We start from the raw sequence: 21944 nt of genomic DNA, 5'->3' as shown, positions 1-21944 counted from the left end.
AGGGCCGGCGGGCGTCCGCCGCGGCGGCCGGGCCCGGCTCAGGCCCCGCGGCGCGGCGGGTACAGCGGCGCCAGCGGCGAGTCGGGCTCGGCCTCGCGCGCCCGCCAGCGCGGCCCGCGGGCGAAAGCGTCGCGCAGCAACGCCCGCGCGGCGACGCCGTCGCCGCCGCCCCAGCGCGCCCGGCGCAGGGCCTGCACCGCCTCGCGCTGCAGCGGATCGGCCAGGCGTTCGACCAGTTCGTCGTCGTCGGTCGCCGGCGGCGTGGCGCTGGCGCGCAGCGCCGCAGCGATCTGCTCGAAGTCGCCGCGGTCGAGCAGTTCGCGCAACGCCGCCGACGGCCGCACGCTAGTGTTCGGCGCGGCACTCGATGCGCCGCCCGGCGCGCCGCTGGCTGCGGCCGCAACGCCCGGCAGCGCCGGATGCGCGCGCAGATGCAGCGCCCACAGCAGGGTCGCCAGCCACAGTGCGGCGAAGAAGAACGCCGCCAGGGCCCACAGCTTGCCGCCGGCCACGCCGCCGCTTTCGCTCGCGGTCGCCAGGGCGCCGGCGGTGGCGCCGGCAGCGACCGGGGCGGTGCTGCGCGGCGCCGCCCCGGGCGCGGCCGCCGCGGCGCCGCCGGCGAGCACGTTCCAGTTCAGCGGCGGCAGGCTCGCGCTGCGCGCCTGGCCGGTGCCGACATCCCACCAGTCCAGGCGCACGCCATCCAGGCGCACCGCGCCGGTGCGAACCGGCACCAGCGAGAACTTGCGCGTCAGCACCACCCTGGGCCGGCCGTCGACGAAGCTTTCGTCGGCCTGCACCGGCTCGGGAAACACCTGCACGCCGTCGATCGGCGGCAGTTGCAGCTCCGGCATTTGAGTCACGCCAGCGCCGTCGACGCGGGCCTCCAGCACCAGACTGCCCGCGCTTCCGGTACGCAATTCCTGCGGTGCGGTGCGGTAACGCAGGCTCAACCCGCGCAACGGCAGCCACGGCTGCGGCGCATCGGCCGGCAGCGCCTGCACCTCGAGCGTGCGCGGGCGGGCGCGGGCGCGCTGTTCGTCGCCGCTGCCGCCCATCATCTGGTCGAGCATGCCGGGCGCGCTACGTCCTTCGAACAGCGCAGGAGGCACGGTCAACGTACCGCTGCGCTCGGGCACCAGGACAAAGCGGCGTTCGGTCACGTCGTAGAAGCGACCATCGATCTCGCGCCGATACCGCACGTCATCGCCGGCCGACATCATGGAGGCACCGGCGGGCACCGGTTGCTCGATCCGCCCTGCGAGCAATGTAACCGCCGAATACAGACGCACCACCCATCCGACCGACTGTTGCACATAGGGACTGACGTCGTCGGGCTCGCTCTCGATAAACACGTCCGCGCCCGCGCTGCGGGGAGGGCCGCCTGGATCGGCCAGGACTTCAAGTTGCAACGGCTTGGTGCGCTGGCCACCGATCCGCACCGAAGGAACCTCGATCCGCCCGCTGCGTCGCGGCGCCAGCGACACCCGGTACAGACTGCGCACCGTCAGGCCGCCCGATCCGGTTACGACCTGACTGTCGGTGGAGCCGCCGGCGACACCGAAATCGGCGTACAGCGAGCTGTAGTCCGGGCGAGCGCCGACCGAGCCGATCAGTTCGATGTTGAGGGTGGCCGTTTCGCCGTCGCGGATGCGCTCACGGTCGAGCCAGGCGCGCGGTTGCGCCAGAGCGCCCGCGCTGAGCAGGGCCAGCAGCCACCACAGTCCGAATTGGGCCAGCTTTCGCGCCATCGCCTCAGTCTCCCCGCAGCGACTGCATCTGCCGCCGCTCGTATTCGATCTTGAACTTCTCCCGCAGCAGTTCGCCCGGCTCGTCCGGCAGCCGCTTGAGCCAAGCGTCGTTAGCGAGCCTGTGTTCGCGCTGCTGCGTGCTTTCGACGCCCGCTGCCGGCGCCTTGCGACCGCCGCGCTGTGACGCGCCGTCCCGGGCCTGGCGCTCGAGTTCGCGCTGGATGCGCTCGCGCTGAGCGGCGTCGGCCCGCTGCTGCGCGGCCCGGTCGGCCGCGCGCGGCGCGGCGCCAGCGCCGTTGCCGGCGGCCGACGGTTGCGGCTGCGGTTTTTGTTGCGGTTGCGGTTGCTGCTGCGGTTGCGCCGGCTTGCGCTCGCCTGCCGGGCTCGGCTCTGGCTGGCCGTCCTGCTTGCCGTCGCGCGCCGGCTGCGGCTTGGGATCCTGGTTGCCGCTGCGGCCGCCTTGCGCGCCCTGCCCGCTCTGCCCGCCGCCGTCTTGCCGCGGCGCGTTCTGCTTGGCTTCGCCCTTGGGCGGCGGCGGGCGTTTTTTCGCCGCCGCGACCGCGCGCCGGTTGGCCAGCGCATCGGCCATGCCCGGTTGCAGCTTCAAGGCCTGGTCGTAGGCCTGGATGGCTTCGTCGTAACGGCCCTGGCGCGCCAGCGCGTTGCCGAGGTTGTACTGCGCGTCGGCGCCCCGGCCTTGGCGATACAGCTCGCCGGCGCGCTCGAATTCGCCCTTGCGATAGGCCGCCGTGCCCTCTTCGATGCGCGCATGCGCGGCCTGGTCGGCGCGCTGCCACAGGCCTTGCGCGCGCGCCGGCGCCAACGGCAAGCCCAGGCACAGCAGCAGGGCCAGCGCGGCCGCGCCGCTGCGGCGGCGGAACGCGAACAGGCCCAGCAGCAACAGCGGCGGCAACAGCCAGCAGCCGTTGTCCTCGCGGGCCATGCCTTGTTTGCCCTGCTGGGTGCCGGTGTCGGCGAGTTTCGCGGTGAGCACGCCGAGCGCGCGCAAGTCGGCATCGCCCTGGCCGATGCTCGCGTAACGGCCGCCGCCGTCGCTGGCCAGGCGGCGCAGCGAGTCCGCGTCCAGCGCCACCGAGACGATCTCGCCGTCGGGGCGGCGGAACGGCGTCGCGGTGTCGCCGCCCAGTCCCAGCGCCGAGACCCGGTAACCCTGCTCGCGGGCTTGGTCCGCCGCGGCGCGATCGGCGCGGTCGGCGTGATCGGTGATCAGCAGGATCTCGCCGCGATCGAAGCCGGCCTGGCGCAACAACCGCGCCGACCAGGCGATCGCCCGGTCCGCGCGCTGGCCGTCGCCGGGCATGATCTCCGGCGCCAACGCGTCGAGGAAGATCGCCACGTTGCGCGGGTCGTCGGTCAGCGGCGCGACGGTGTAGGCGTCGTCGGCGTACACCACCAGCCCGATCTGGCCGCCGTCGCGCTGGCGCAACAAGGCCGCCAGCTTGGCCCGCGCCTGCGCCAGGCGGCTCGGCGGCAGGTCGCCGGCCAGGGTGCGGCTGGACAAGTCCAGCGCCAGCACCAACGGCGTGCGCGTCTGCCACAACGGCTGTTCGCTTTCGCGCCAGCTCGGTCCGCTCAGCGCCAGCACCGCGATCGCATAGCCCAGCGCCGCGGCGATCGCCGCCAGGCGCGAGGCGCGCCCGGCACGGCCGTCGAGCAGATGCGGCAGCAGATGCGCATCGACCGCACCGCGCCAGACGCTGCGATCGCGCCGGCGACGGCGCCACCACCAGGCCAATGCCGGCAGCGCCAGCAACAGCCACAGGAACTGCGGGCGCAGCCAGTACAATTCGTTCCACGGCCAGACCGTCGCGCTCATGTCGCTCTCCGTCGCGGCCACAGGAAACCGAGCAAAGCCAGCGCCAGGGCCCCGGCCAAGGGCCAGGGGTAGCGCTCGATGCGCGGCCGTACCGCCTTGCCCGGCCTGCGAATCGGCTCAAGCCGATCGAGCTCGGCGTAGATGCCGACCAGTTCGCCGGTATCGAGAGCGCGGAAGAAGCGCCCTCCCGTGGACTGCGCGATGTGGCGCAAGGCCCTGTCGTCGAACGGGTCGTCGGTCACGGCGATCTTGAAGCCGAACAGGGACAGCGAGCCGTCGCCGCCGAAGGCGATGGTATGAACGCGCACCTGGTTGTCGCGCGCCAATTCTGCGGCCTTGCGCGGATCCAGCATGCCGGCAGTGTTGACGCCGTCGGTGAGCAGGATCAGTACCCGCTGCTTGGCCGGCTGTTCGCGCAGGCGCTTGACCGCCAGGCCGATCGCGTCGCCGATCGCGGTCTCCCCACCGGCCAGGCCGGTCACGCTGTCGCGCAGTTGGTCGCGCACGGTGGCGTGGTCCAGAGTCATAGGGGCCAGCGCGTAGGCGCGGCGGCCGAACACGATCAGGCCGATCCGGTCGCCGCTGCGGCGTTCCAGGAAATCGGCCAGCACCGCCTTGGCTGCGGTCAGGCGATCGACCGGACGATCGTTCAAGGCCATGTCGGGAATGTTCATGCTTTCCGACAGGTCCAGCGCCAGCATCAGGTCGCGGCCGACCTGCGGCGGCTGCACCGCCTCGCCGAGTTGCTGCGGCCGCGCCGCGGCCACGCACAGCAACGCCCAGGCCAGCCATAGCCACCAGCCCGCGCCGCCGCCGCGCAGACCGCGGCCGCCATGGCCGGCGACCGCGTCCAGGCGCGCGCCGAACGGCACCTTCAGCGCCGCCGACGCCTCGCGCGCCGGCGGCATCAGCCAACGCGCCAGGAGCGGCAGCGGCAGGGCCAGCAGCCACCACGGCCAGGCAAAAACTTCGCTCAATCGGCTCAGCCAGTCGCTCATGCGCCGGCGCCTCGGTCGTGCGCGTTCACCGGCCGGCTCCCATCCATTGCAGGAAACGGCGCCGGGCCAGATCGTGCAGGGCCGCGACCCGCGCCGGCTCGACCTCGCGCCGGTAAGCGCCGTCGAGCAGCATCCGCCCTGCGCCGTCGGCGAAATCGCGACGCTTGCTGCCGCGATCGAGGAATTCCAGCCAGGCCTCGCCCTGCAGGCGATCGGCTTGCGGATCGCGCCGCCGCCCCGCGCGCCGCAGCAGTTCGGAGATCGCCGCGACCTGGGCGCTCGGCGTTTCGGCCGCGGCCAGGGCCTGGTCGAACACGCGCTCGATCGCCGCATGCCGGCGCGCGCGACGACGGCGCCAGAACCAGACCGCCGCGACCACCGCCAACAGCGCCGCGGCCAGCAGCCACCAGCCGGGCGCCGGCGGCCACCACGACGGCGCCGGCGGCAGATGCACGTCGCGCAGCGGCAGCGGCGCGGCCATCAGGCCACCAGCGGCCGCGCGCGGCCGAGCAGGGGCAGCCAGGACTCGCTGGCCGCGTCGGTCGCCAGCGCCTGCGCGCGTACGCCGCGCGCCGGCAACTGTTCCAGCGCGGCCTCCACCGGTGCGACGAAGGTCTCGCGCCAACGCCGGCGCGCTTCGTCGGCGCCCAGATCGAGTTCGATCCGTTGGCCCTCGCGGCTGAACGGCAACATCGCCCGCGGCGGCTGCGTCTCGACCGGATCGGTCAGCAGCAGCACCACGACTTCATGATGCTGGGCCAGGGTCGCCCAGCGCCGCGTCGGCAGCGCGGCGACGCTGGCCGGGTCGGCCAGCACCAGCAGGCGCGACCCGGGACGCAACAGGCGCGCGGCATGATCCAACGCCACGTCCAAGCCAGCGTCGTCGGCCGGGGCCTGTGCGTACCAGCGCACCATCGCGTCGAGCACGCGCAACGCGCCGCGCGGCCCCGCCGCCGGCGTCACCGGCGGCTCGCGCAGGCTGCCGCGCAAGGCGGCGATGCGGTCGCCGTCGCGCACCGCGGCCCAGGCCGCGACCGCGCCGGCGCGCGCCGCCTGCACCGATTTGAATCGCACCCGGGTGCCGAAATACAGCGACGGCGCGGTGTCGGCGACGATCAGGCTGAGCCGTTCGCGTTCGGCCTGGAACAGCTTGGTATGGGCGCGGCCGGTACGCGCGGTCAGGCGCCAGTCGATGTGGCGCGCGTCGTCGCCGTGCGAGTACTCGCGCGATTCGGCGTATTCCATGCCGCGCCCGCGCAAGGGCGACAAGGCCTGGCCGCTGACGCCGTGGCGGCCCTGGCGCGCCGCACGCCGCCCGCTCACCGCCGCGCGCAGCGCGACCAGCTCGCTCAGACTCGGCACCACGCCTTCGCTCACCGCACGCCTCCGCTGCGAATCCCGAATCCCCAATCCCGAATCCCGGCCTTCAAGGCAACGGCACCCGCTTGAGCAGTTCGTCGAGCAGGCGATCGCCATCCCAGCCCTCTGCGGTGGCTTCGTAGCTGGGCAGGATGCGATGGCGCAGCACCTCGGGCGCGATCGCGCGCACGTCGTCGGGAGTGACGAAATCGCGTCCGGCCAGCCAGGCGTGGGCGCGCGCGCAACGCTCCAGCGCGATCGAGCCGCGCGGGCTGGCGCCCCAGGCGATCCGCCGCGCCAGCGCCGGGTCGTAGCGGCCGGCGTCGCGCGAGGCCAGCACGATCTCGACCAGATAGCGCTCCACCGCCGGCGCCACGTGCAGGTCCAGCACCGCGGCGCGGGCCGCGAACACGTCGGCCTGCGGCATCCGCGCCACCGCCGCCGGGGCGGTGCGCAGGGTCTGCCGCGCGCGCTCGCGCGCCAGGCGCAGGATCTCGGTTTCGGCGGCGGCCTCGGGGTAGCCGATGCGCACGTGCATCAGGAAGCGGTCCAGCTGCGCCTCCGGCAGCGGGAAGGTGCCCTCCTGCTCGATCGGGTTCTGCGTCGCCATGACCAGGAACAGCGGCGGCAAGGCGTAGGTGGCGCGGCCGACGGTGACCTGACGCTCGCCCATCGCCTCCAGCAAGGCCGACTGGACCTTGGCCGGGGCGCGGTTGATTTCGTCGGCGAGCAGGATCGGGTGGAAGATCGGCCCGGCCTGGAATTCGAAACGCCCCTCTTGCGGGCGCCAGACCTCGGTGCCGGTCAGGTCGGCCGGCAGCAGGTCGGGGGTGAACTGGACCCGGGCGAAGTCCGCTTCCAGGCGCGCGGCCAGGGCGCGCACCGCGCTGGTCTTGGCCAGGCCGGGCGCGCCTTCGACCAGCAGGTGGCCGTCGGCGAGCAAGGCGATCAGCAAGCGCTCGATCAGCTCGGCCTGGCCGACGATCTCCAGCGCCAGCGCGTCGCGCAGGGCGCGGAAGTCGTCGTGCAGGCGCGCGCCGTCGGCGCCGTGCAGCTCGGGGGAACGGTCGGTTGCGCTGTCCATCCGGTATCCAGTAACGATCGGGAGCGATACGCGCCGATTTTGACTCAAACCGGCACGAGAGGTTCAAAACCGCCGCGGCGCGGCAGCGGCCAGTTCATGACGCGCTCACGGCGCAGACCGGCGGACGACCTCATCCGGCCGCGGGCGCAGAAACGCAAAAAGGGCCCGAAGGCCCTTTTTGCGGCATACCCGGGCGCCGATCAGCGCTGGGTCACCTGCATCACCTTCGGCGTGACGAAGATCAGCAGCTCGGCCTTTTCCTTGCTGCGGCTCTTCTTCTTGAACAGATTGCCGAGGAACGGGATGTCGGCCAGGAACGGCACCTTGGACAGGTCGGTGCGATCGCGGAACTCGTACACGCCGCCGATCACGACGGTCTGACCGTCCTCGACCAGCACGGCGGTATTGATGTTGCGCTTGTTGATCTGCGGCACCTGGCCGATCGAGGTGTCGATGAAGCCCTGGATCTCGTCCTTCTTGACGTTCATGTTCAGGAACACGCGGCCGTCGTTGGTGATGGTCGGATTGACCTTCATCTCCATCAGCACGTCCTTGAACTGCACGTTCGGGATCGGAATGCTGTTGCCGCCCTGCTGCGGCGAGATCGTCACGTAGCCGACTTCCTGGCCCTGGCTGATCACCGCCTCGCGCTGGTTGCTGGTGACCACGCGCGGGTTGGACACGACTTCGCCGCGGCCCTCGGTCTGCATCGCGCTGAACTCCATGTCCAGGTTGACCCACTTGCCGAGGATGGTGAAGGCCAGCGCGCCGGCCGGGTTGAGCACGCCGACGTTGCTGTTGAGGCTGGCCGGGAACAGGAACGCCGGGTTGGTCAGGGTCTGCAGCAGCGAACGGGCCTGGTCCTGCAGCGCCTCGGCCTTGGTCAGGTTGCCGGCGTCACGGAAGCGAACCGAGTCCGCGGTAAGGCTATCCGCCTGCTGGCGGATCAGGTCGTTCTTGGCCGCGGTGTTGCGGTAGTTGTTGATGCTCTCCAGGGTGCCGCTGGTGATCACGTCGCCCTTCTGGCCGGAGACGCCGAAGCGCGCGCCCAGGTCGCGGGCGAAGCTTTCGGTGGCGATGACGATGCGGGCCTCGATCAGGACCTGATCGACCGGACGGTCGATGACCCGGATCAGCTCCTTCATCTGCGCGACCTTCTTCGGAATGTCGCTGATCATCAGGGTATTGGTGCGCTCGTCGGCGACCAGGCGGCCGCGCGGCGAAAGGAAGCCGTTTTCGCTGCTGGCGCCGCTTTCGCCGCCACCGCCGCCGCTGTTGCCGATGCCCTTGGCCTCGGTCAGCGCCTTATAGATCGCGCCGGCGTTGTGGTAATTGATCTGGATGTATTCGGTGGTCAGGTCGACGCGGTTGTCGAGGGCGATGCGCGCGTCCTCGCGGTCCTGCTCGTACTTGGCCACTTCCGCCTGCGGCGCGACCCACACCACGTTGCCGCTGCGGCGCTTGTCCAGGCCCTTGGCCTGCAGGACGATGTCCAGGGCCTGGTCCCACGGCACGTTGACCAGGCGCAGGGTCACGTTGCCCTGCACCGTGTCGGCGGCGACGATGTTGAGGTTGGACTCCTCGGCCACCAACTGCAGCACGGTGCGCACCGGCACGTCCTGGAAGTTGAAGGTCACCGGGCGGCCTGAATAACTGCGGGCGACGCCGGCCGGCGCCTGGCCGACGGTGGCCGCGGTCGCGCCGGCGGTCTTGCCGCCAGCGGCGCCGACGGCGCGGTTGCCGGCCGCAGCGGCGCGCGGCACCACCTCGACGATGTACTCGCGGCCGGTCTGGTAGGCCATGGTGTCGTAGGCGCCGGCGGTGTTGAGCACCAATTGGGTGCCCGCACCGCTGGTGCGCGCGTCGATGCGCTGCACCGGGGTGGCGAAGTCGACCACGTTCAGCGGCTTCTGCAGCGCGGCCGGCAGCTGGGCGTTGCCGACGTTGACCAGGACTTCGGCGCCCTGGTTGCGCAGGTCGGGCATGGCGCCGTCGCCGCTGAAGCGCACGATCAGCTTGCCGGAGCCGCCGTCGCCGCGCTTGAAGTCGATGTTGGCGACCGAGATCGTGCCCGGCAGTTGCTTGGCCGGGTCGTTGCTCGGGGTCGGCGCAACCTGGGGCGCGGGCACGGCGGCCGGCGCGGTCGCAGCGGTCTGGGGCGCCGCCTGGACTGCGCTGATGCCGGCCAGCAGGCCGATCACCAGCCCCGCCAGGCGCGGGCTCGATGCCATGGGGCGTCGGGCCGACGGCATGGTTTTGGCGTTGAATACGATCATCATGCTATCCCCTAATCATTGATCTTCCAGCGCCACGGAGGCCGGTCGTTCCAGCCAGCCGCCTGCGCCATCCGGCACCAGCTCGACCAAGTCGATGCGCTCCTCAGACACGGCGGTCACACGACCGTCGTTCTGCCCCATGTACGCACCGGGTCGAACACGATAAGTCACTTTGTCGGGCGCCATCACCAGCGCCACAGTACCGCCCCCGCGGCCCAGAGTCCCGACCATGTCGAGACCGTCGAGCGGGAACATCTCCAGCGGCTGCTTGCGCCGCGCCTTGTCCGGACGCAGGCCGGAGCCGGTGTCTTCGTCGGTGAAGGCGGTGCTGAAGGGGTCGCGCATGTCCTGCGCGTTGTATTCGAAGGTTTCGAATTGCTGCATGACCGGCAGCGGGTCCAGCGGCGGGGCCGGCTTGGCCTTGACCTCGGCGACCCACTTTTCCAGGTTCGGCGCCTCGCCCGGGGTGCTGGTGACGCTGCGGAAGCAGCCGGTCGCCAGCAGCGCCAGGGCCAGCGCGCTCAGCCCGGCGAGGGAAGAACGACCAACGAAGCGAGTGCGCATGTCAGCTGCCCTCCTTCTTGCTGTCGCCGCCCGCGGCGCCGGCGGCGGCGGGAGCGGAACCGTCTGCCGGCGGAGTCTGCGCGGCCATTTCTTCCTCGTCCAGATAACGATAGGTCTTGACCGTGCCGGCCAGCTCGAGCGGGCTGTTGGGGGTGATCCCGCCGGCCGCGTCCTTGTTGTTGTTGCCCTTGGGCTTCAGCGAGATGTCGTGCATGGTCATGATGACCACGCGCGGCAACGAGGCCACGCCGCTGACGAAGGCGCCGAACTGGTGGTAGGTGCCGACCATGCGCAGCGCGATCGGCTTCTCGGCGTAGAACTCTTTCGGCACTTCCGCGCCCGGCTGGAACAGCTCGTTGGAGATGCCGGTGGCCAGGGCGGTCTGGGAGATGTCGACGATCAGGTCGGGCATCTCGGTCTTGCTCGGCAGCTGGCGCAACATCTGCTGCAGCTGCTGCTCCATCTGCGCCAGCTGCTGCTTCAACGGTTCCAGGTTGGCGGCGCGGCCCTGCTTGGTCTCGAAGGTGGTGCGCAGCTCGGTTTCCTGGCGCTCCAGGCCCTCGAGCTCTTCGCGCTTTTCGCGCACGAACAGCCACCAGGCCAGGCCGACGATCACCAACCCGACCACGGCGCAGAACACGATCTGCGCGCGGCGCGGCCAGCCGCCGATGTTGTTGAAGTCCAGGTTCTTCATAGAAGCCTTCTTGCTCACGACGCGGCTCCTGTCTTGGTCGGGGCGGCCGGCGCGGCGGCGGGCTTGGCGGCCTCGCCCGGCTTGGCCGGGGCGCTACCGGCCGGGGCGCTCCCGGCAGGAGCCGGAGCCGTGGCGGCCGGAGCCGTCGCGGCACCCGGCTGGGCGGCGGCCGGCTGGCCCGCAGCGGCGGCGGCTGCAGCCGACGATGCGGCGGCGGCAGCGGCTTCCGGCGCGGCCGGAACCGGCTCGTCCGGCACGCCATCGCCGTCCTCGTCCTTGGGCGCGTTCGGATTGGCCAGCTTGACCTGCAGCTTGAACTCGTACGGCAGGCCCTTCTCGTTGCCCTTGGCCTCGATCACGTTGAGGTCGGGCTTGGTCATCCAGCCGGACACCTCGAGATTGCGCATGTAGGTACTGACGCGGGCGTTGGACTGGGCGCGGCCTTCCAGGGTCAGCGTCTCGGCATCCTGCTTGATCGCGGTCAGCACCGCGCCGTCGGGAATGGTGCGCACCAGCGAATCGAACAGGTGCACCATCTGCGAACGGTTGGACTGCAGCTTCTCGATCACTTCCTTGCGCGCGAGCAGCTTGCTCTTCTTCTTGTCGAGCTCGTCGATCTCGGTGATCTTCTTGTCGACTTCGGCGATCTGCGCGTCGAGGAAAGAGTTGCGCTTGCGCTGACCGCTGATTTCGCTGTTGTAGTAGAAGACGATCAGCACCGACAGGGCGACGGCGACCAGGGCCGACAGGCCGAGGATCGCGCCGAATTCCTTCTGGCGAGCCTTGCGCCGCTCGGCGCGCCACGGGAGCAGGTTGATGCGTGCCATCAGTCGAAGCTCCTCAGGGCCAGGCCGCAAGCGATCATCAGCGCGGGAGCGTCCTGTGCCAGCGCATGCGCCTGGACGCGCGGGCCGAGGGTCATGTGCGCCAGCGGGTTGGCCACCGTGGTCGGCACGCCGAGTTGTTCTTCGACCATTTCGGCGATGCGCGGAATCGAAGCGCCGCCGCCGGCCAGGACGATCTGGTCGACGCGGTTGAACTCGCTGCCGGCGTAGAAGAACTGCAGCAGACGGCTGACCTGCTGAACCATCGCCTCCTTGAACGGCTCCAGCACCTCGGCCTGGTAGCTCTCCGGCAAACCGCCCTGGCGCTTGGCCAGACCGGCTTCCTCGTAGCTCAGGCCGTAGCGGCGCATGACCTCGTCGGTCAGCTGCTTGCCGCCGAACACCTGTTCGCGGTGGTAGAGGCTGCGACCGTTGCGCAGCACGTTCAGGGTGGTCATGGTCGCGCCCGAGTCGACCAGGGCGACCAGACCGTCGCGCGGGCCGCTGAGCGTGTCGGCCAGCAACGAGAACGCGTTCTCGATCGCGAAGGCTTCCACGTCCATCACTTTCGGGATCAGGCCGCCGAGCTCCAGCGCCGAGGCGCGCACTTCGACGTTCTCGGAACGAGAAGCCGCCAGCAGCACCTGGACCATGTCCGGGCTGCCCGGCATCGGGCCGAGGATTTCGAAGTCGTGGTTCACTTCGTCGATCGGATACGGCACGTAGTTGGCCGCCTCCAGCTCGATCTGCGACTCCATCTCGTCGTCGTCCAGATCCGACGGCATGCCGATCACCCGGGTGATCACCGAGGAACCGGCGACCGCCGCGGCGGCGTGCTTGATGCGGGTCCCCGACCGAGCGACGGCGCGCTTGATCGCTTCGCCCACCGCCTCGACTTCGACGATGTTCTTCTCCACTACCGCGTTCGGCGGCAGCGGTTCGACAGCGTAATGCTCAACGCGGTAGCGGTTGCCCACTCGAGAGAGTTGCAACAGCTTTACCGCGGTCGAACTGATGTCCACGCCGACGAGCGCCGGCTGGCTTTTTGTGATGAGTCCCACAATTATCTCCCCATGCCACAAGCGCTTACGCGCACTTCGTGTGGCCCCGGCTTAGATAACGGACTTTTCACAGGCTGGCAACCACTTTGTTCACGATTGCCAACCCAGTCGTGCTTTTTTGACCCGCAACGTCATGTGACCCGCTCCGTCAGTCCTTACGATCCGCGCCGGGACAAGGCGGACCGTTCGTCGGCCAGTCCGAGACTGCCCTGAATGGGGAAACCGGAACGTGCCCGGTTCGGCGGTTCCGAGGTTCGCGCGGCAGCCCGCGACCAGCGGCCGCCGCGCCATCCGCCCCACCCCATGCTCCGCCCCTCCCCGGCCCTCCAGCCCCTCCCCCTCTGGCCCGGGCCAGCCCGCGTCTCAGCCCCCGACGGGAGCGCCGGCCCGCTCCTCTATACTTGCCGGCCATAACCATCACGATCCGGAAACCGCTTCGATGTCCCGTATTCGCCGTTGGCTGCGCTGGGCGCTCTACGCGTTCATCGGCGCGGTCCTGCTGGGCGCGATCGCGCTCGGCGCCCTGTACTACCTGATCGTTCCCAAGCTGCCCGACGTCGAGACCCTGCGCAGCATCGAGCTGCAGGAGCCGATGTACGTCTACGCCCGCGACGGCCGGCTGATGGCCATGTTCGGCGAAACCCGGCGCTACCCGGTGGCGATCGAGGACGTGCCCGAGCGCCTGAAGCAGGCCTTCATCGCGATCGAGGACGCGCGCTTCTACAAGCACCACGGCATCGACTACAAGGGCGTGGCGCGCGCGGTCTGGCTGCTGGCGACCACCGACGACAAGCGCGTGCCGGGCGGCTCGACCATCACCCAGCAGGTCGCGCGCCAGTACTTCCTGAGCTCGGAATACAGCTACAAGCGCAAGCTCGGCGAAATGCTGTTGGCGATGCGCATGGAGCGCGAGCTCAGCAAGGACGAGATCTTCGAGCTGTATCTCAACAAGAGCTTCTTCGGCAATCGCGCCTACGGCGTCGGCGCCGCGGCCGAGTTCTACTACGGCAAGAAGATGAGCGAGCTTTCGCTCGACGAAATGGCCTCGCTGGCCGGCATTCCCAAGTTCCCGTCCAGCGGCAATCCGCTCAGCAACCCCGAGCGCGCCAAGATCCGCCGCGACTACATCCTCGACCGCATGGCCGAGCTGCAGTACGTCAGCGCCGCCGAGGCCGCGCAGGCCAAGGCCGCGCCGATGCACGCCAGCCCGCACGAGCGCCCGATCGAGGTCTACGCGCCCTACGTCGCCGAGATGGTGCGCCAGGAAATGGTCGCCCGCTACGGCGCCGAGGCGCTGACCAAGGGCTACCACGTCACCACCACCATCGACCCGACCCTGCAGGCCGCGGCCGACAAGGCGGTGCGCGACGGCCTGTCGGTGTACGACCGCCGCCACGGCTGGCACGGCGTCGAGCAGCATTTCGACCTCGCCGCCGGCGACGACGCGGCCGCCGCCCGGCTGCGCCTGCGCGGCATCCCGGCCCAGGCCAACCTGCTGCCGGCGGTGGTGCTCGGCACCCGCGGCGGCCAGGCCCAGGTCGTGCTCGGCGACGGCACCGAACTGGACCTGAGCGAGAAGCAGGGCTTCGGCGGACGCAGCCCGGGCAGCCTGCTCAAGCGCGGCGACCTGGTGCGGGTGGCGAAGATCGAGACCGCGGCGGCCGCGCCGGCCAAGCCGGCCGGCGAAGCTTCCAGCGACGCGCCCGCCGCGCCGCCGGTACCGCCGACGATCAGCTACCGGCTCGACCAGCTGCCGCAGGCGCAGGCCGCGCTGGTCTCGCTGGAGCCGGCCAACGGCGCGCTGCGCGCGCTGTCGGGTGGCTACAGCTTCGCCGGCGCCAAGTTCAACCGCGCCACCCAGGCGCGGCGCCAGCCGGGCTCGAGCTTCAAGCCGTTCGTGTACGCGGCCGCGTTCGAGCGCGGCTACAACCCGGCCTCGATCGTGCTCGACGCCCCGGTGGTGTTCAAGGACCGCCGCGGCCACCTGTGGCGGCCGCAGAACGACGGCGGCAACTTCGCCGGACCGATGCGGGTGCGCGAGGCGATGGTGCAGTCGCGCAATCTGGTCTCGGTGCGCCTGCTCGACGCGATGGGCGTCGACTTCGCGCGCAAGTACATCAGCCACTTCGGCTTCGAGATCGAACAGCTGCCGCCGAACCTGTCGATGTCGCTGGGCACCGCTTCGCTGACCCCGCTGTCGGTGGCGCGCGGCTACGCGGCCTTCGCCAATGGCGGCTTCCGCATCACCCCGTGGTTCATCGACGAGGTCAAGGACCGCGCCGGCGCGATGGTGTTCAAGGAAAAGCCGGCGGTGGCCTGCCCCGAGTGCGGCGGCCGCGGCCAGGCCGTGGCCGCGCCGGTCAGCCAGGTCGTCGACGGCTTCGACCTGGGCCCCTCGCCGGGCGCCAGCGCCGCGGCCGGCGACAAGGACAAGCCCAAGCAGCCCGAAGCCGCGGCGGCGCCGGCCAAGAAGCCGCCGACCAAGGAGGAAATGGCGGCGATGCACATCGCCCCGCGCGCGATCGACGACCGCATCGCCTACCAGATCGTCTCGATGCTGCGCGACGTGGTCAAGCGCGGCACCGGCACCGCGGCCAAGGTGCTCGGCCGCGAAGACGTCGGCGGCAAGACCGGCTCGACCAACGATCACCGCGACGCCTGGTTCTCCGGCTTCGGCGGCCCCTACGTCACCACCGTCTGGGTCGGCCGCGACAACTACAAGTCGCTGGGCTACCGCGAGTACGGCGGCAAGGCGGCGTTGCCGATCTGGATCGACTACATGCGCGTGGCGCTCAAGGACCAGCCGGTCGCGGCCAACGAACCGCCGCAGGGCATGGTCAAGGTGTCGGTGGCCGGCAACGGCGCGCTGATCCCGGACGGCGCCGGCGGCGTGATCGAATGGGTCAAGGCCGAGGACCTGGAACGCATGCAGACCTACACCGACTACGGCAACGAAGACGCGGCGCCGTCGGAAGAGTCCTTCGACATCTTCTGACCGCCGCAATACGCTGCGGCGGGCCTCGGTCCGCCACGGGCGCCGCCCGGCCAACCAGCCGCACAACCGTTCGAACGAAAAGGCCGCATGCCGCGCATGCGGCCTTTTTGTTTCCCGGTGGATTCGGCCTTGCCCGTTCTGGCGCCTCGCGCGGCCCGGTTCCAGCCCATACATCAACCCGACCGACGAACGTGCTAGCGTTGGGCCGCCGGCAGATTCCGGCCGCGGCGAGCGCCCTCGCCGTGGAGTGCCCGCCCGGAGGTCGAGATGCACCAGGCCCGACAGCACGCACACCAGCACGCGCAAACCCGCATCCGCGAGCGCCGCCACCGGCTCGCCCACGAAGCGGCCCGGCTGATCGCCGAAAGCGGCATCCGCGACTACCACCAGGCCAAGCTCAAGGCCGCCGAACGCCTGGGCATCTACGACGATGCCTCGCTGCCGCGCAACCGCGAAATCGAAGACGCCCTGCGCGAGTACCAGCGCCTGTTCCAGCGCGACAACCTGGGCGGCCTGCGCCAGCGCCGCGAAGCCGCGCTGCGGGCGATGGAGTTCTTTGCTTCGTTCGAGCCGCGCCTGGTCGGCCCGGTGCTCGACGGCACCGCCGACGCGCGCAGCCCGGTCGCATTGCAGCTGTACAGCGACGACGCCGATGCGGTGCCGCGCTTCCTGGAACAGCACCACATCCCGGCCGAGGCGCGCGAGCGCCGCTTCCGCCTGGACCGGGAGCGCAGCCTGGACGCGCCGGTGTGGCTGTTCTCCGCCGAAGAGCTGAGCTTCGACCTCAGCGTGCTGCCGCTGGACGTGCTGCGCCAGGCGCCGCTGTCCAGCGTCGACGAGAAGCCGATGAAGCGCGCCTCGGCGACCCAGTTGCGCCAGTTGTTGGCGGACGAGGAAATCTCCGAGTTCGAGCGCGGCTGAATTCGAGCGCGCTCGACCCCGGCGTCGGCGGCCATCGGCGCGGCGCGACCCGCGCACGCGTAACGACACGACGGGCAAACCGCGGCGAAGCAGATTCGCCGCGCATCGGATGACGCTGGCGCGCGCTGCCGCCACAATCGCCGGCCACCCCCATCAAGGACGTCCGATGCGAATCAAGGAAACCGCCGCGCTTTGCCTGCTGCCCCTCGCCGCCCTCGTCGCCGGCACCGCTGCGGCGGCGACGCCGCTCGCCCTGTCCAAGCTGTACGCGAGCTACGAAAGCGCCGACTACAGCGCCCTGTCGATGCCCGAGTACGACCAGGCGGTGCGGATCAGCGCCGTGGTGCTGGAACAGAACACCTCGCTGGCCGACACCGCGCTGACCTCGGCCACCGACGCCGGCAGCGATGTCGAATACGCGCGCCTGAGCAGCGACGATCCGGAACAGAGCCGCAAACTGTCGGCGCTGGAGCCCGGCACGGCGTTCGTCGCGACCTGCACCGTCGGCTTCACTTCGGGCAGCGACTACATGAGCCTGACCGGCTGCGCGGTCGAGTAAGCGGCGCGCGGACCAGCGCCGGCGCAAACGAAAACGCCCCGCCGAAGCGGGGCGTTTTCGCATCCGGAAACCGGCGCCGGTCAGCGCTGGTCGACGCCGACGTAGTCGCGGGTGGCGTGGCCGGTGTAGATCTGGCGCGGGCGGCCGATCTTGTTCTCGGGATCGTTCTGCTGCTCCAGCCAGTGCGAGACCCAGCCGGCGGTGCGGGCGATGGCGAACATCACGGTGAACATCTCCACCGGGATGCCGAGCGCCTTGTAGATGATGCCCGAGTAGAAGTCGACGTTCGGGTAGAGCTTGCGCTGGACGAAGTACTCGTCCTGCAGCGCCGCCTCTTCCAGCTTCATCGCCACTTCCAGCAGCGGATCGTTGACGCCCAGCGCGCCGAGCACGTCGTGGGTCATCTTGCGCACCAGCGCGGCGCGCGGGTCGTAGTTCTTGTAGACGCGGTGGCCGAAGCCCATCAGGCGGAAGCCCGATTCCTTGTCCTTGGCCTTGTCGACCGCCGACTTGACGTTCTCCGGGCGGCCGATCTCTTCCAGCATCTTCAGCACCGCCTCGTTGGCGCCGCCGTGGGCCGGCCCCCACAGCGCGGCGACGCCGGCGGCGACGCTGACGTAGGGGTTGGCGCCGGTCGAGCCGACCAGGCGCACGGTCGAGGTCGAGGCGTTCTGCTCGTGGTCGGCGTGCAGGATGAACAACAGGTCCATCGCCTTGGCCGCGACCGGGTTCAGCTCCAGCGGCTCGCTCGGCACTTCGAACAGCATGTGCAGGAAGCGCGTGGTGTAGTCCAGGCTGTTCTTCGGGTAGCGGATCGGCCAGCCGATCGAATAGCGGTGGCAGGCGGCGGCGATCGTCGGCACCTTGGCGATCAGGCGGATCGCGGCCAGGCGGCGCTGTTCCGGATCTTCCAGGTCGAGATCGTTGTGGTAGAAGCTCGCCATCGAGCCGAGCATGCCGACCAGCATCGCCATCGGATGGGCGTCGTGGCGGAAGCCGTAGAGGAAGGTGCGGAAGGCCTCGTGCATCATCGTGTGATGCGTGACCTCGTGCTCGAACTTGGCGAACTCGCCGGCGTTCGGCAGTTCGCCGTTCATCAGCAGATAGGCGACTTCGAGGAAGTTCGACTTCTCGGCGAGCTGTTCGATCGGGTAGCCGCGGTACAGCAGGACGCCCTGGTCGCCGTCGATGTAGGTGATCGCGGACTTGCAGCTGGCGGTGGCGGTGAAACCCGGGTCGTAGGTGAACATCCCGGTTTCTTTCGGCAGCTTGGCGATATCGACGCAGGGAGCGCCGAGCACCGGATGCTGCACCGGCAGGACCACGTTCTTGTCGCCGGCGGTCAGGGTGACCTGATCAAGGCCGGCTTTTTTGGAATCATCGGACACGAAACACTCCTCGGTCTGCTGCCGCAGGGAGGGCCGCGGCAGGAGGGCAACAGGGGTCACAATCGGATTGCGATGGCTGAATTATCGCACAACGATTCCAGAGCCCAAGCTCGGACTTTGGTCGGGACGGCGCCTGCGGCGGCACGGTGCGTTGCCGGCGCGGCGCGGGAAGCCCCGCCGGGGCGGGCTCGCGGGCCGCGCCGCGGACGCCGGCTTGCGGGTCCTGGCGAAAGCGCTGGCAGCAGCGGGCCGCTGGCGGGCGCCGCACCGGCCCGTCGCCACGCCGCAGGACTCACGGCGCGCGCCGCCACAGCCGAAACCCGCAGCCGCCGACGGCGCGCATGGGATGCCTCGGCGTGCGCCCTTGCGGCGCGCAAACGCAAACGGCCGCCCTCGCGGGCAGCCGTTGGACGTACAGCGATGCGACGCGGAATTACTTCTGCGCGTAACGCTTGCGGAACTTGTCGACGCGACCGCTGGTGTCGACGATCTTGTGCTTGCCCGTGTAGAACGGGTGCGAGGCCGACGAAATATCGACCTTGATCAGCGGGTACTCGGCGCCATCGACCTTGATCGTTTCCTTGCTCGACAGGGTCGAACGGGTCAGGATCTGGAAATCGGTGGTGACGTCCTGGAACACGACGTCGCGGTACTCGGGATGGATGCCTGCCTTCATGGCACTCAACCTTAAGGTGTGCGGGAAAGTCGCGCAGTATAGCCAGCTACCCGCGGGTTGCGCAAGCCTGGAAAGCAACGAATTTCATCGCAGGGGGCGCTGAGAGCGGCCCGCCCGTTCCGCCGCCCTGGCGGCGGCGGGAAAACCCCGCCGCCGGCGTCCTTGCCACTCAAAAGCGGCGTTTGCGGCGATACAGGCCGATGACCTGCGCTTTGCGGCGGGTCACCCTCGCCCCCGCCCTGCCGCTGGTTGGCTGGCTGGCGCGGGAGCGGAAGGTCGGCGCGAGCGGACCTTCTTCGGGCACCGGCGCCGGTTGCCGACTGCCTACGCGGGGTGCGTTTCGCTTCGGCTACCGGCGCGGTCGCCGACTTTCTGCGCGGGGGACGCGGTCGCTTCGGCTACCGGCGCGGGTCGCCGACTTTCTACGCGGGGGACGCGGATAGGGCTGCCTGGAGTAGGGATTCGAATCGCTGTTGATCATATTTCATCAGGATCGTCACCTTGTCCGGGCGCCCTTCCTGGCGACGCCAGTCGACCACGGTCGCGCCGCGGCTGTGAGTGCCCTCCAGCTCGATCGACACCGGCCGCGCCTGCAGGTCGAGCGCGCCTTCGGGCTCGAGCGCGAACGCCATCGCCAACGCGTCGGCGGCGTGCCAATGATCGCCGCGACGGTCGATCGACCACATCCGGGTCTTCTCGGAGATGCGCTCGTAGAACTGGCCGCGCGCGGAATCGGTCTTGAACCACTCCAGCACGCGATCGTGGTGCAGGCCGTGGGCGATCACCGCTTCCCAGTCGGCCAGGTCGATGCGCTCGAACGCTTCGAACACGATGTGCGCGGCTTCCGGATCGAAATAGATGTTGAACTCGGCGGCCGGGGTGATGTTGCCCTGGCAGGTCACCGCGCCGCCCATCACCACCAGGCGCGCGATGCGCTGCGGCAGGGTCGGGTCGAGCTTGAGCGCGAGGGCGACATTGGTCAGCGGCCCCAGCGCGACCAGCAACAGCTTGCCGGCGTACTGGTGCGACAGGCGGATGATCGCCAGCGCGGCGTGCTCGGCCTCGGCCTGGCGCTGCGCGGCCTGGTAGCCGACGTCGCCGAAACCGTCCTGGCCGTGCACGTAGCCGGCATCCGGCGAGGGGTGCAGCAGCGGCGCGTCGGCGCCGGCGAACACCGGCACGTCGACGCCGGCGACTTCGCACAGCTTCAGCGCGTTGGCCACGGTGTGCTTGAGGCCGACGTTGCCGGCGGCGATGGTCAGGCCGACCAGCTGGTGGCGCGGGTCGTTGAACGCCATCAACAACGCCAGCGCATCGTCCACGCCGGGGTCGGTATCGATAAGCAGGGGAATGCGATCGGTCATGTAACCACTCTTTCGACAGGATCGGCCGATTCGGCCGGGACGGCGTGCAGTGCGCCTTCGTAGCGCAGCAGTTCGCCGAAGGGAAACCAGGAGAACGCGACGGCGAAGCGATAACGCTCGCCGTCGGGATGGGATTCGATGCGCTTGTAGGCCTGCGTGCGCGGAAACGCGAAACGCGGCAGCGGCACGCCGGCCACGGCGACGCCGAGCAGGCGCCAGCGCCAGCCGCCGCCGTCCAGATCGACGCCCAGCTTCATCCGCGCCGGGCCGGTGGATTCGAGCCAATGCCCCTGCGGATAGCGCCCGACCGGACGGAACACCGACAGCAGTTCGCTGCCGTCGTCGAAGCGGCGGCGCCAGCGCATCGCCTCGCCGTCGTGGGAAATCTCGACCCGGAAACCGCGCCGGGCGCGATCGGTGGGGATGCCCAGGCGCGCGGCGAGGCGGCGGCCGAGGCGGCCGGCCAGGCCGTGTCCAGTGGAGATCTCGATCTGCCCGTGCAGCGCGCCGCCGTCGCGGTGCAAAGCTTGCAGGCGCGGGTGCAGCCGCTCGAAGGCCGGGCCGAACCAGTGCATCGCCGCGTTGTGAGGGGCTCCCGGCATCCGGGTGTAGCGCTCCAGCGGGCGGGACACTATAGCCAAATCCCCCGACCGAAATGCAAGCCCCCTCGGGCCGCACCGGAAATCGCCGTGTCCGGACGACCCGGACACGACGGTTTCGACCGGGCGCAACGCTGCGAACCCAGGCGATTCAAGCGATTAGGCGCGCCCTCGCGCGCTTACAACGCTGCGCACCCGCGACCGGGCGACAGCGCCGTCGCGCACGGCGGCGGCGCGCGATGAGCGACCGGCACCGACGCCGCCGGCGCGCCGCGCCATTGCGCGGATGCGGTCGCGCCGCCGGGCAGGCGGGCAAGGATGTCGCTCATCTCCCAGATCGCCCCTTCCTGGAACCAGAACTCGTCCACCGCGCGCGGCCACTGCCAGGGGTCGTCGGCGGGCGGGAAGAAACCGACCAGGGTGACGGTCTCGTCGCTGACCAGGCGCACGATCAAGTCCAGGCCATCGCGTTCGAGCTGCACTTGCTCGGGGTGCACGCCGAGCTTCAGGCCCAGGGTGGTGAAGAACTGGCCCTCGACGTCGGCTTGGTAGATGCGATCGTGGCCGTCGCCGAGGCCGAACACGTAAGCGTCGTTGCCGAGTTCGCCGTGCAAGGCGTCGTTGCCGCTGCCGCCGGCGAGGATGTCGTCGCCGTCGCCAGCGTGGAGCGTGTCGTTGCCGCCCTCGCCCAGCAGCATGTCGTTGCCGTCCAGGCCGTACAGCGTGTCGTCGCCGGCGCCGCCGGTCAGGGTGTCGTCGCCGGCGGTGCCGGTCAGCACCTGTCCCGACCATTGCACCCGCCACAGCCGGCCGGCCGGATACCGGGCCGCATCGCGCGTCGCCCGGCCCCATTCCATTTCGCCGACCCGGCGGACCTCGCCGGCCACCGCCGGCAGCGACGCGAATTCGTGCTGCGGCACATCGAACAAAGCGGGCATATGACGCTCCTGTCGTGAGTGCGCGGAACTCCCTCCGCGCTCGGTGCGGGCCGTTC

General features: G+C 70.3%; 19 protein-coding genes. 3 read left to right on the top strand and 16 right to left on the bottom strand.

Going from position 1 to position 21944, the window contains the following annotated elements; all coding sequences use genetic code 11:
* Positions 1-38: 38 nt before the first annotated feature.
* The 11 genes from K4L06_RS11065 to K4L06_RS11015 form a co-directional block, all read right to left on the bottom strand.
* A complete protein-coding gene (locus K4L06_RS11065; protein ID WP_221671436.1) occupies positions 39-1751 on the bottom strand; it encodes a BatD family protein in 1713 nt (570 codons plus the stop codon).
* 4 nt (positions 1752-1755) lie between these two features.
* Positions 1756-3588, bottom strand: a complete 1833-nt coding sequence (locus tag K4L06_RS11060) for a tetratricopeptide repeat protein (RefSeq protein ID WP_221671435.1) — start codon at positions 3586-3588, stop codon at positions 1756-1758.
* The gene (locus K4L06_RS11055) at positions 3585-4586 is read right to left on the bottom strand and encodes a VWA domain-containing protein (protein WP_221671434.1); all 1002 of its coding nucleotides are present in this window, start codon (positions 4584-4586) and stop codon (positions 3585-3587) included. Before K4L06_RS11055 ends, K4L06_RS11060 begins: the two co-directional genes overlap by 4 nt.
* Positions 4587-4611: 25 nt before the next feature.
* Positions 4612-5067, bottom strand: a complete 456-nt coding sequence (locus K4L06_RS11050) for a DUF4381 family protein (RefSeq protein ID WP_221671433.1) — start codon at positions 5065-5067, stop codon at positions 4612-4614.
* Positions 5067-5963, bottom strand: coding sequence for a DUF58 domain-containing protein (locus K4L06_RS11045; protein WP_343225752.1), 897 nt, complete (start codon positions 5961-5963; stop codon positions 5067-5069). Before K4L06_RS11045 ends, K4L06_RS11050 begins: the two co-directional genes overlap by 1 nt.
* A 49-nt stretch (positions 5964-6012) precedes the next feature.
* A complete protein-coding gene (locus K4L06_RS11040; RefSeq protein WP_221671431.1) occupies positions 6013-7029 on the bottom strand; it encodes a MoxR family ATPase in 1017 nt (338 codons plus the stop codon).
* Between the two features lie 200 nt (positions 7030-7229).
* Complete coding sequence (gene pilQ, locus K4L06_RS11035; RefSeq protein WP_221671430.1) at positions 7230-9260, bottom strand: type IV pilus secretin PilQ; 2031 nt, start codon at positions 9258-9260, stop codon at positions 7230-7232.
* Between the two features lie 60 nt (positions 9261-9320).
* On the bottom strand, positions 9321-9869 hold the full coding sequence (locus K4L06_RS11030) for a pilus assembly protein PilP (protein WP_221671429.1): 549 nt from the start codon (positions 9867-9869) through the stop codon (positions 9321-9323).
* Between the two features lies 1 nt (position 9870).
* On the bottom strand, positions 9871-10581 hold the full coding sequence (gene pilO / locus K4L06_RS11025; RefSeq protein WP_221671428.1) for a type 4a pilus biogenesis protein PilO: 711 nt from the start codon (positions 10579-10581) through the stop codon (positions 9871-9873).
* The gene (locus tag K4L06_RS11020; protein WP_221671427.1) at positions 10578-11390 is read right to left on the bottom strand and encodes a PilN domain-containing protein; all 813 of its coding nucleotides are present in this window, start codon (positions 11388-11390) and stop codon (positions 10578-10580) included. The genes pilO and K4L06_RS11020 overlap by 4 nt, the downstream gene beginning before the upstream one ends.
* The gene (locus tag K4L06_RS11015) at positions 11390-12448 is read right to left on the bottom strand and encodes a pilus assembly protein PilM (protein ID WP_221671426.1); all 1059 of its coding nucleotides are present in this window, start codon (positions 12446-12448) and stop codon (positions 11390-11392) included. Before K4L06_RS11015 ends, K4L06_RS11020 begins: the two co-directional genes overlap by 1 nt.
* Positions 12449-12887: 439 nt before the next feature.
* Here K4L06_RS11015 and K4L06_RS11010 point away from each other — a divergent pair, with 439 nt between their 5' ends.
* From K4L06_RS11010 to K4L06_RS11000, 3 genes are all read left to right on the top strand, one after another.
* Positions 12888-15443 carry a penicillin-binding protein 1A gene (locus K4L06_RS11010; protein WP_221671425.1) on the top strand — a complete coding sequence of 852 codons (2556 nt, stop codon included), beginning with the start codon at positions 12888-12890 and terminating at the stop codon, positions 15441-15443.
* A 267-nt stretch (positions 15444-15710) separates the two neighbouring features.
* Entirely contained in the window at positions 15711-16364 is a 654-nt protein-coding gene (locus tag K4L06_RS11005; protein WP_221671424.1) for a hypothetical protein, read from the top strand.
* 166 nt (positions 16365-16530) lie between these two features.
* Positions 16531-16923: a hypothetical protein gene (locus tag K4L06_RS11000; RefSeq protein ID WP_221671423.1), complete on the top strand. Its 393-nt coding sequence runs from the start codon at positions 16531-16533 to the stop codon at positions 16921-16923.
* A gap of 80 nt (positions 16924-17003) precedes the next feature.
* Here the strand turns inward: K4L06_RS11000 and K4L06_RS10995 are convergent, their stop codons facing one another.
* The 5 genes from K4L06_RS10995 to K4L06_RS22730 all read right to left on the bottom strand — a co-directional run bounded on the left by K4L06_RS10995 (position 17004) and on the right by K4L06_RS22730 (position 21888).
* Entirely contained in the window at positions 17004-18311 is a 1308-nt protein-coding gene (locus K4L06_RS10995) for a citrate synthase (RefSeq protein WP_221671422.1), read from the bottom strand.
* 433 nt (positions 18312-18744) lie between these two features.
* Positions 18745-18987 carry a type B 50S ribosomal protein L31 gene (locus K4L06_RS10990; protein WP_221671421.1) on the bottom strand — a complete coding sequence of 81 codons (243 nt, stop codon included), beginning with the start codon at positions 18985-18987 and terminating at the stop codon, positions 18745-18747.
* A 422-nt stretch (positions 18988-19409) separates the two neighbouring features.
* Positions 19410-20351, bottom strand: coding sequence for a nucleoside hydrolase (locus tag K4L06_RS10985; RefSeq protein WP_221671420.1), 942 nt, complete (start codon positions 20349-20351; stop codon positions 19410-19412).
* A complete protein-coding gene (locus K4L06_RS10980; protein WP_221671419.1) occupies positions 20348-20983 on the bottom strand; it encodes a DUF4166 domain-containing protein in 636 nt (211 codons plus the stop codon). The genes K4L06_RS10985 and K4L06_RS10980 overlap by 4 nt, the downstream gene beginning before the upstream one ends.
* A gap of 146 nt (positions 20984-21129) precedes the next feature.
* Positions 21130-21888 (bottom strand): hypothetical protein, encoded by a 759-nt coding sequence (locus tag K4L06_RS22730; protein ID WP_221671418.1) that lies wholly within the window; start codon positions 21886-21888, stop codon positions 21130-21132.
* Between the last annotated feature and the right edge of the window lie 56 nt (positions 21889-21944).

Origin of the sequence: Lysobacter sp. BMK333-48F3 (genome assembly GCF_019733395.1) — a bacterium.
Lineage (GTDB): Bacteria > Pseudomonadota > Gammaproteobacteria > Xanthomonadales > Xanthomonadaceae > Lysobacter.
The sequence above is the reverse complement of the archived record's forward strand: the minus strand, read 5'-3'. Positions and strand labels throughout refer to the sequence as shown.

Coding starts and splice junctions, on each gene's coding strand:
- K4L06_RS11050 (WP_221671433.1), bottom strand. CDS start 5,067: ATGGCCGCGCCGCTGCCGCTGCGCGACGTGCATCTGCCGCCGGCGCCG.
- K4L06_RS11060 (WP_221671435.1), bottom strand. CDS start 3,588: ATGAGCGCGACGGTCTGGCCGTGGAACGAATTGTACTGGCTGCGCCCG.
- K4L06_RS11000 (WP_221671423.1), top strand. CDS start 16,531: ATGCGAATCAAGGAAACCGCCGCGCTTTGCCTGCTGCCCCTCGCCGCC.
- K4L06_RS11055 (WP_221671434.1), bottom strand. CDS start 4,586: ATGAGCGACTGGCTGAGCCGATTGAGCGAAGTTTTTGCCTGGCCGTGG.
- K4L06_RS11065 (WP_221671436.1), bottom strand. CDS start 1,751: ATGGCGCGAAAGCTGGCCCAATTCGGACTGTGGTGGCTGCTGGCCCTG.
- K4L06_RS11005 (WP_221671424.1), top strand. CDS start 15,711: ATGCACCAGGCCCGACAGCACGCACACCAGCACGCGCAAACCCGCATC.
- K4L06_RS11030 (WP_221671429.1), bottom strand. CDS start 9,869: ATGCGCACTCGCTTCGTTGGTCGTTCTTCCCTCGCCGGGCTGAGCGCG.
- pilQ (WP_221671430.1), bottom strand. CDS start 9,260: ATGGCATCGAGCCCGCGCCTGGCGGGGCTGGTGATCGGCCTGCTGGCC.
- K4L06_RS11010 (WP_221671425.1), top strand. CDS start 12,888: ATGTCCCGTATTCGCCGTTGGCTGCGCTGGGCGCTCTACGCGTTCATC.
- K4L06_RS22730 (WP_221671418.1), bottom strand. CDS start 21,888: ATGCCCGCTTTGTTCGATGTGCCGCAGCACGAATTCGCGTCGCTGCCG.
- K4L06_RS10990 (WP_221671421.1), bottom strand. CDS start 18,987: ATGAAGGCAGGCATCCATCCCGAGTACCGCGACGTCGTGTTCCAGGAC.
- K4L06_RS10985 (WP_221671420.1), bottom strand. CDS start 20,351: ATGACCGATCGCATTCCCCTGCTTATCGATACCGACCCCGGCGTGGAC.
- K4L06_RS11040 (WP_221671431.1), bottom strand. CDS start 7,029: ATGGACAGCGCAACCGACCGTTCCCCCGAGCTGCACGGCGCCGACGGC.
- K4L06_RS11020 (WP_221671427.1), bottom strand. CDS start 11,390: ATGGCACGCATCAACCTGCTCCCGTGGCGCGCCGAGCGGCGCAAGGCT.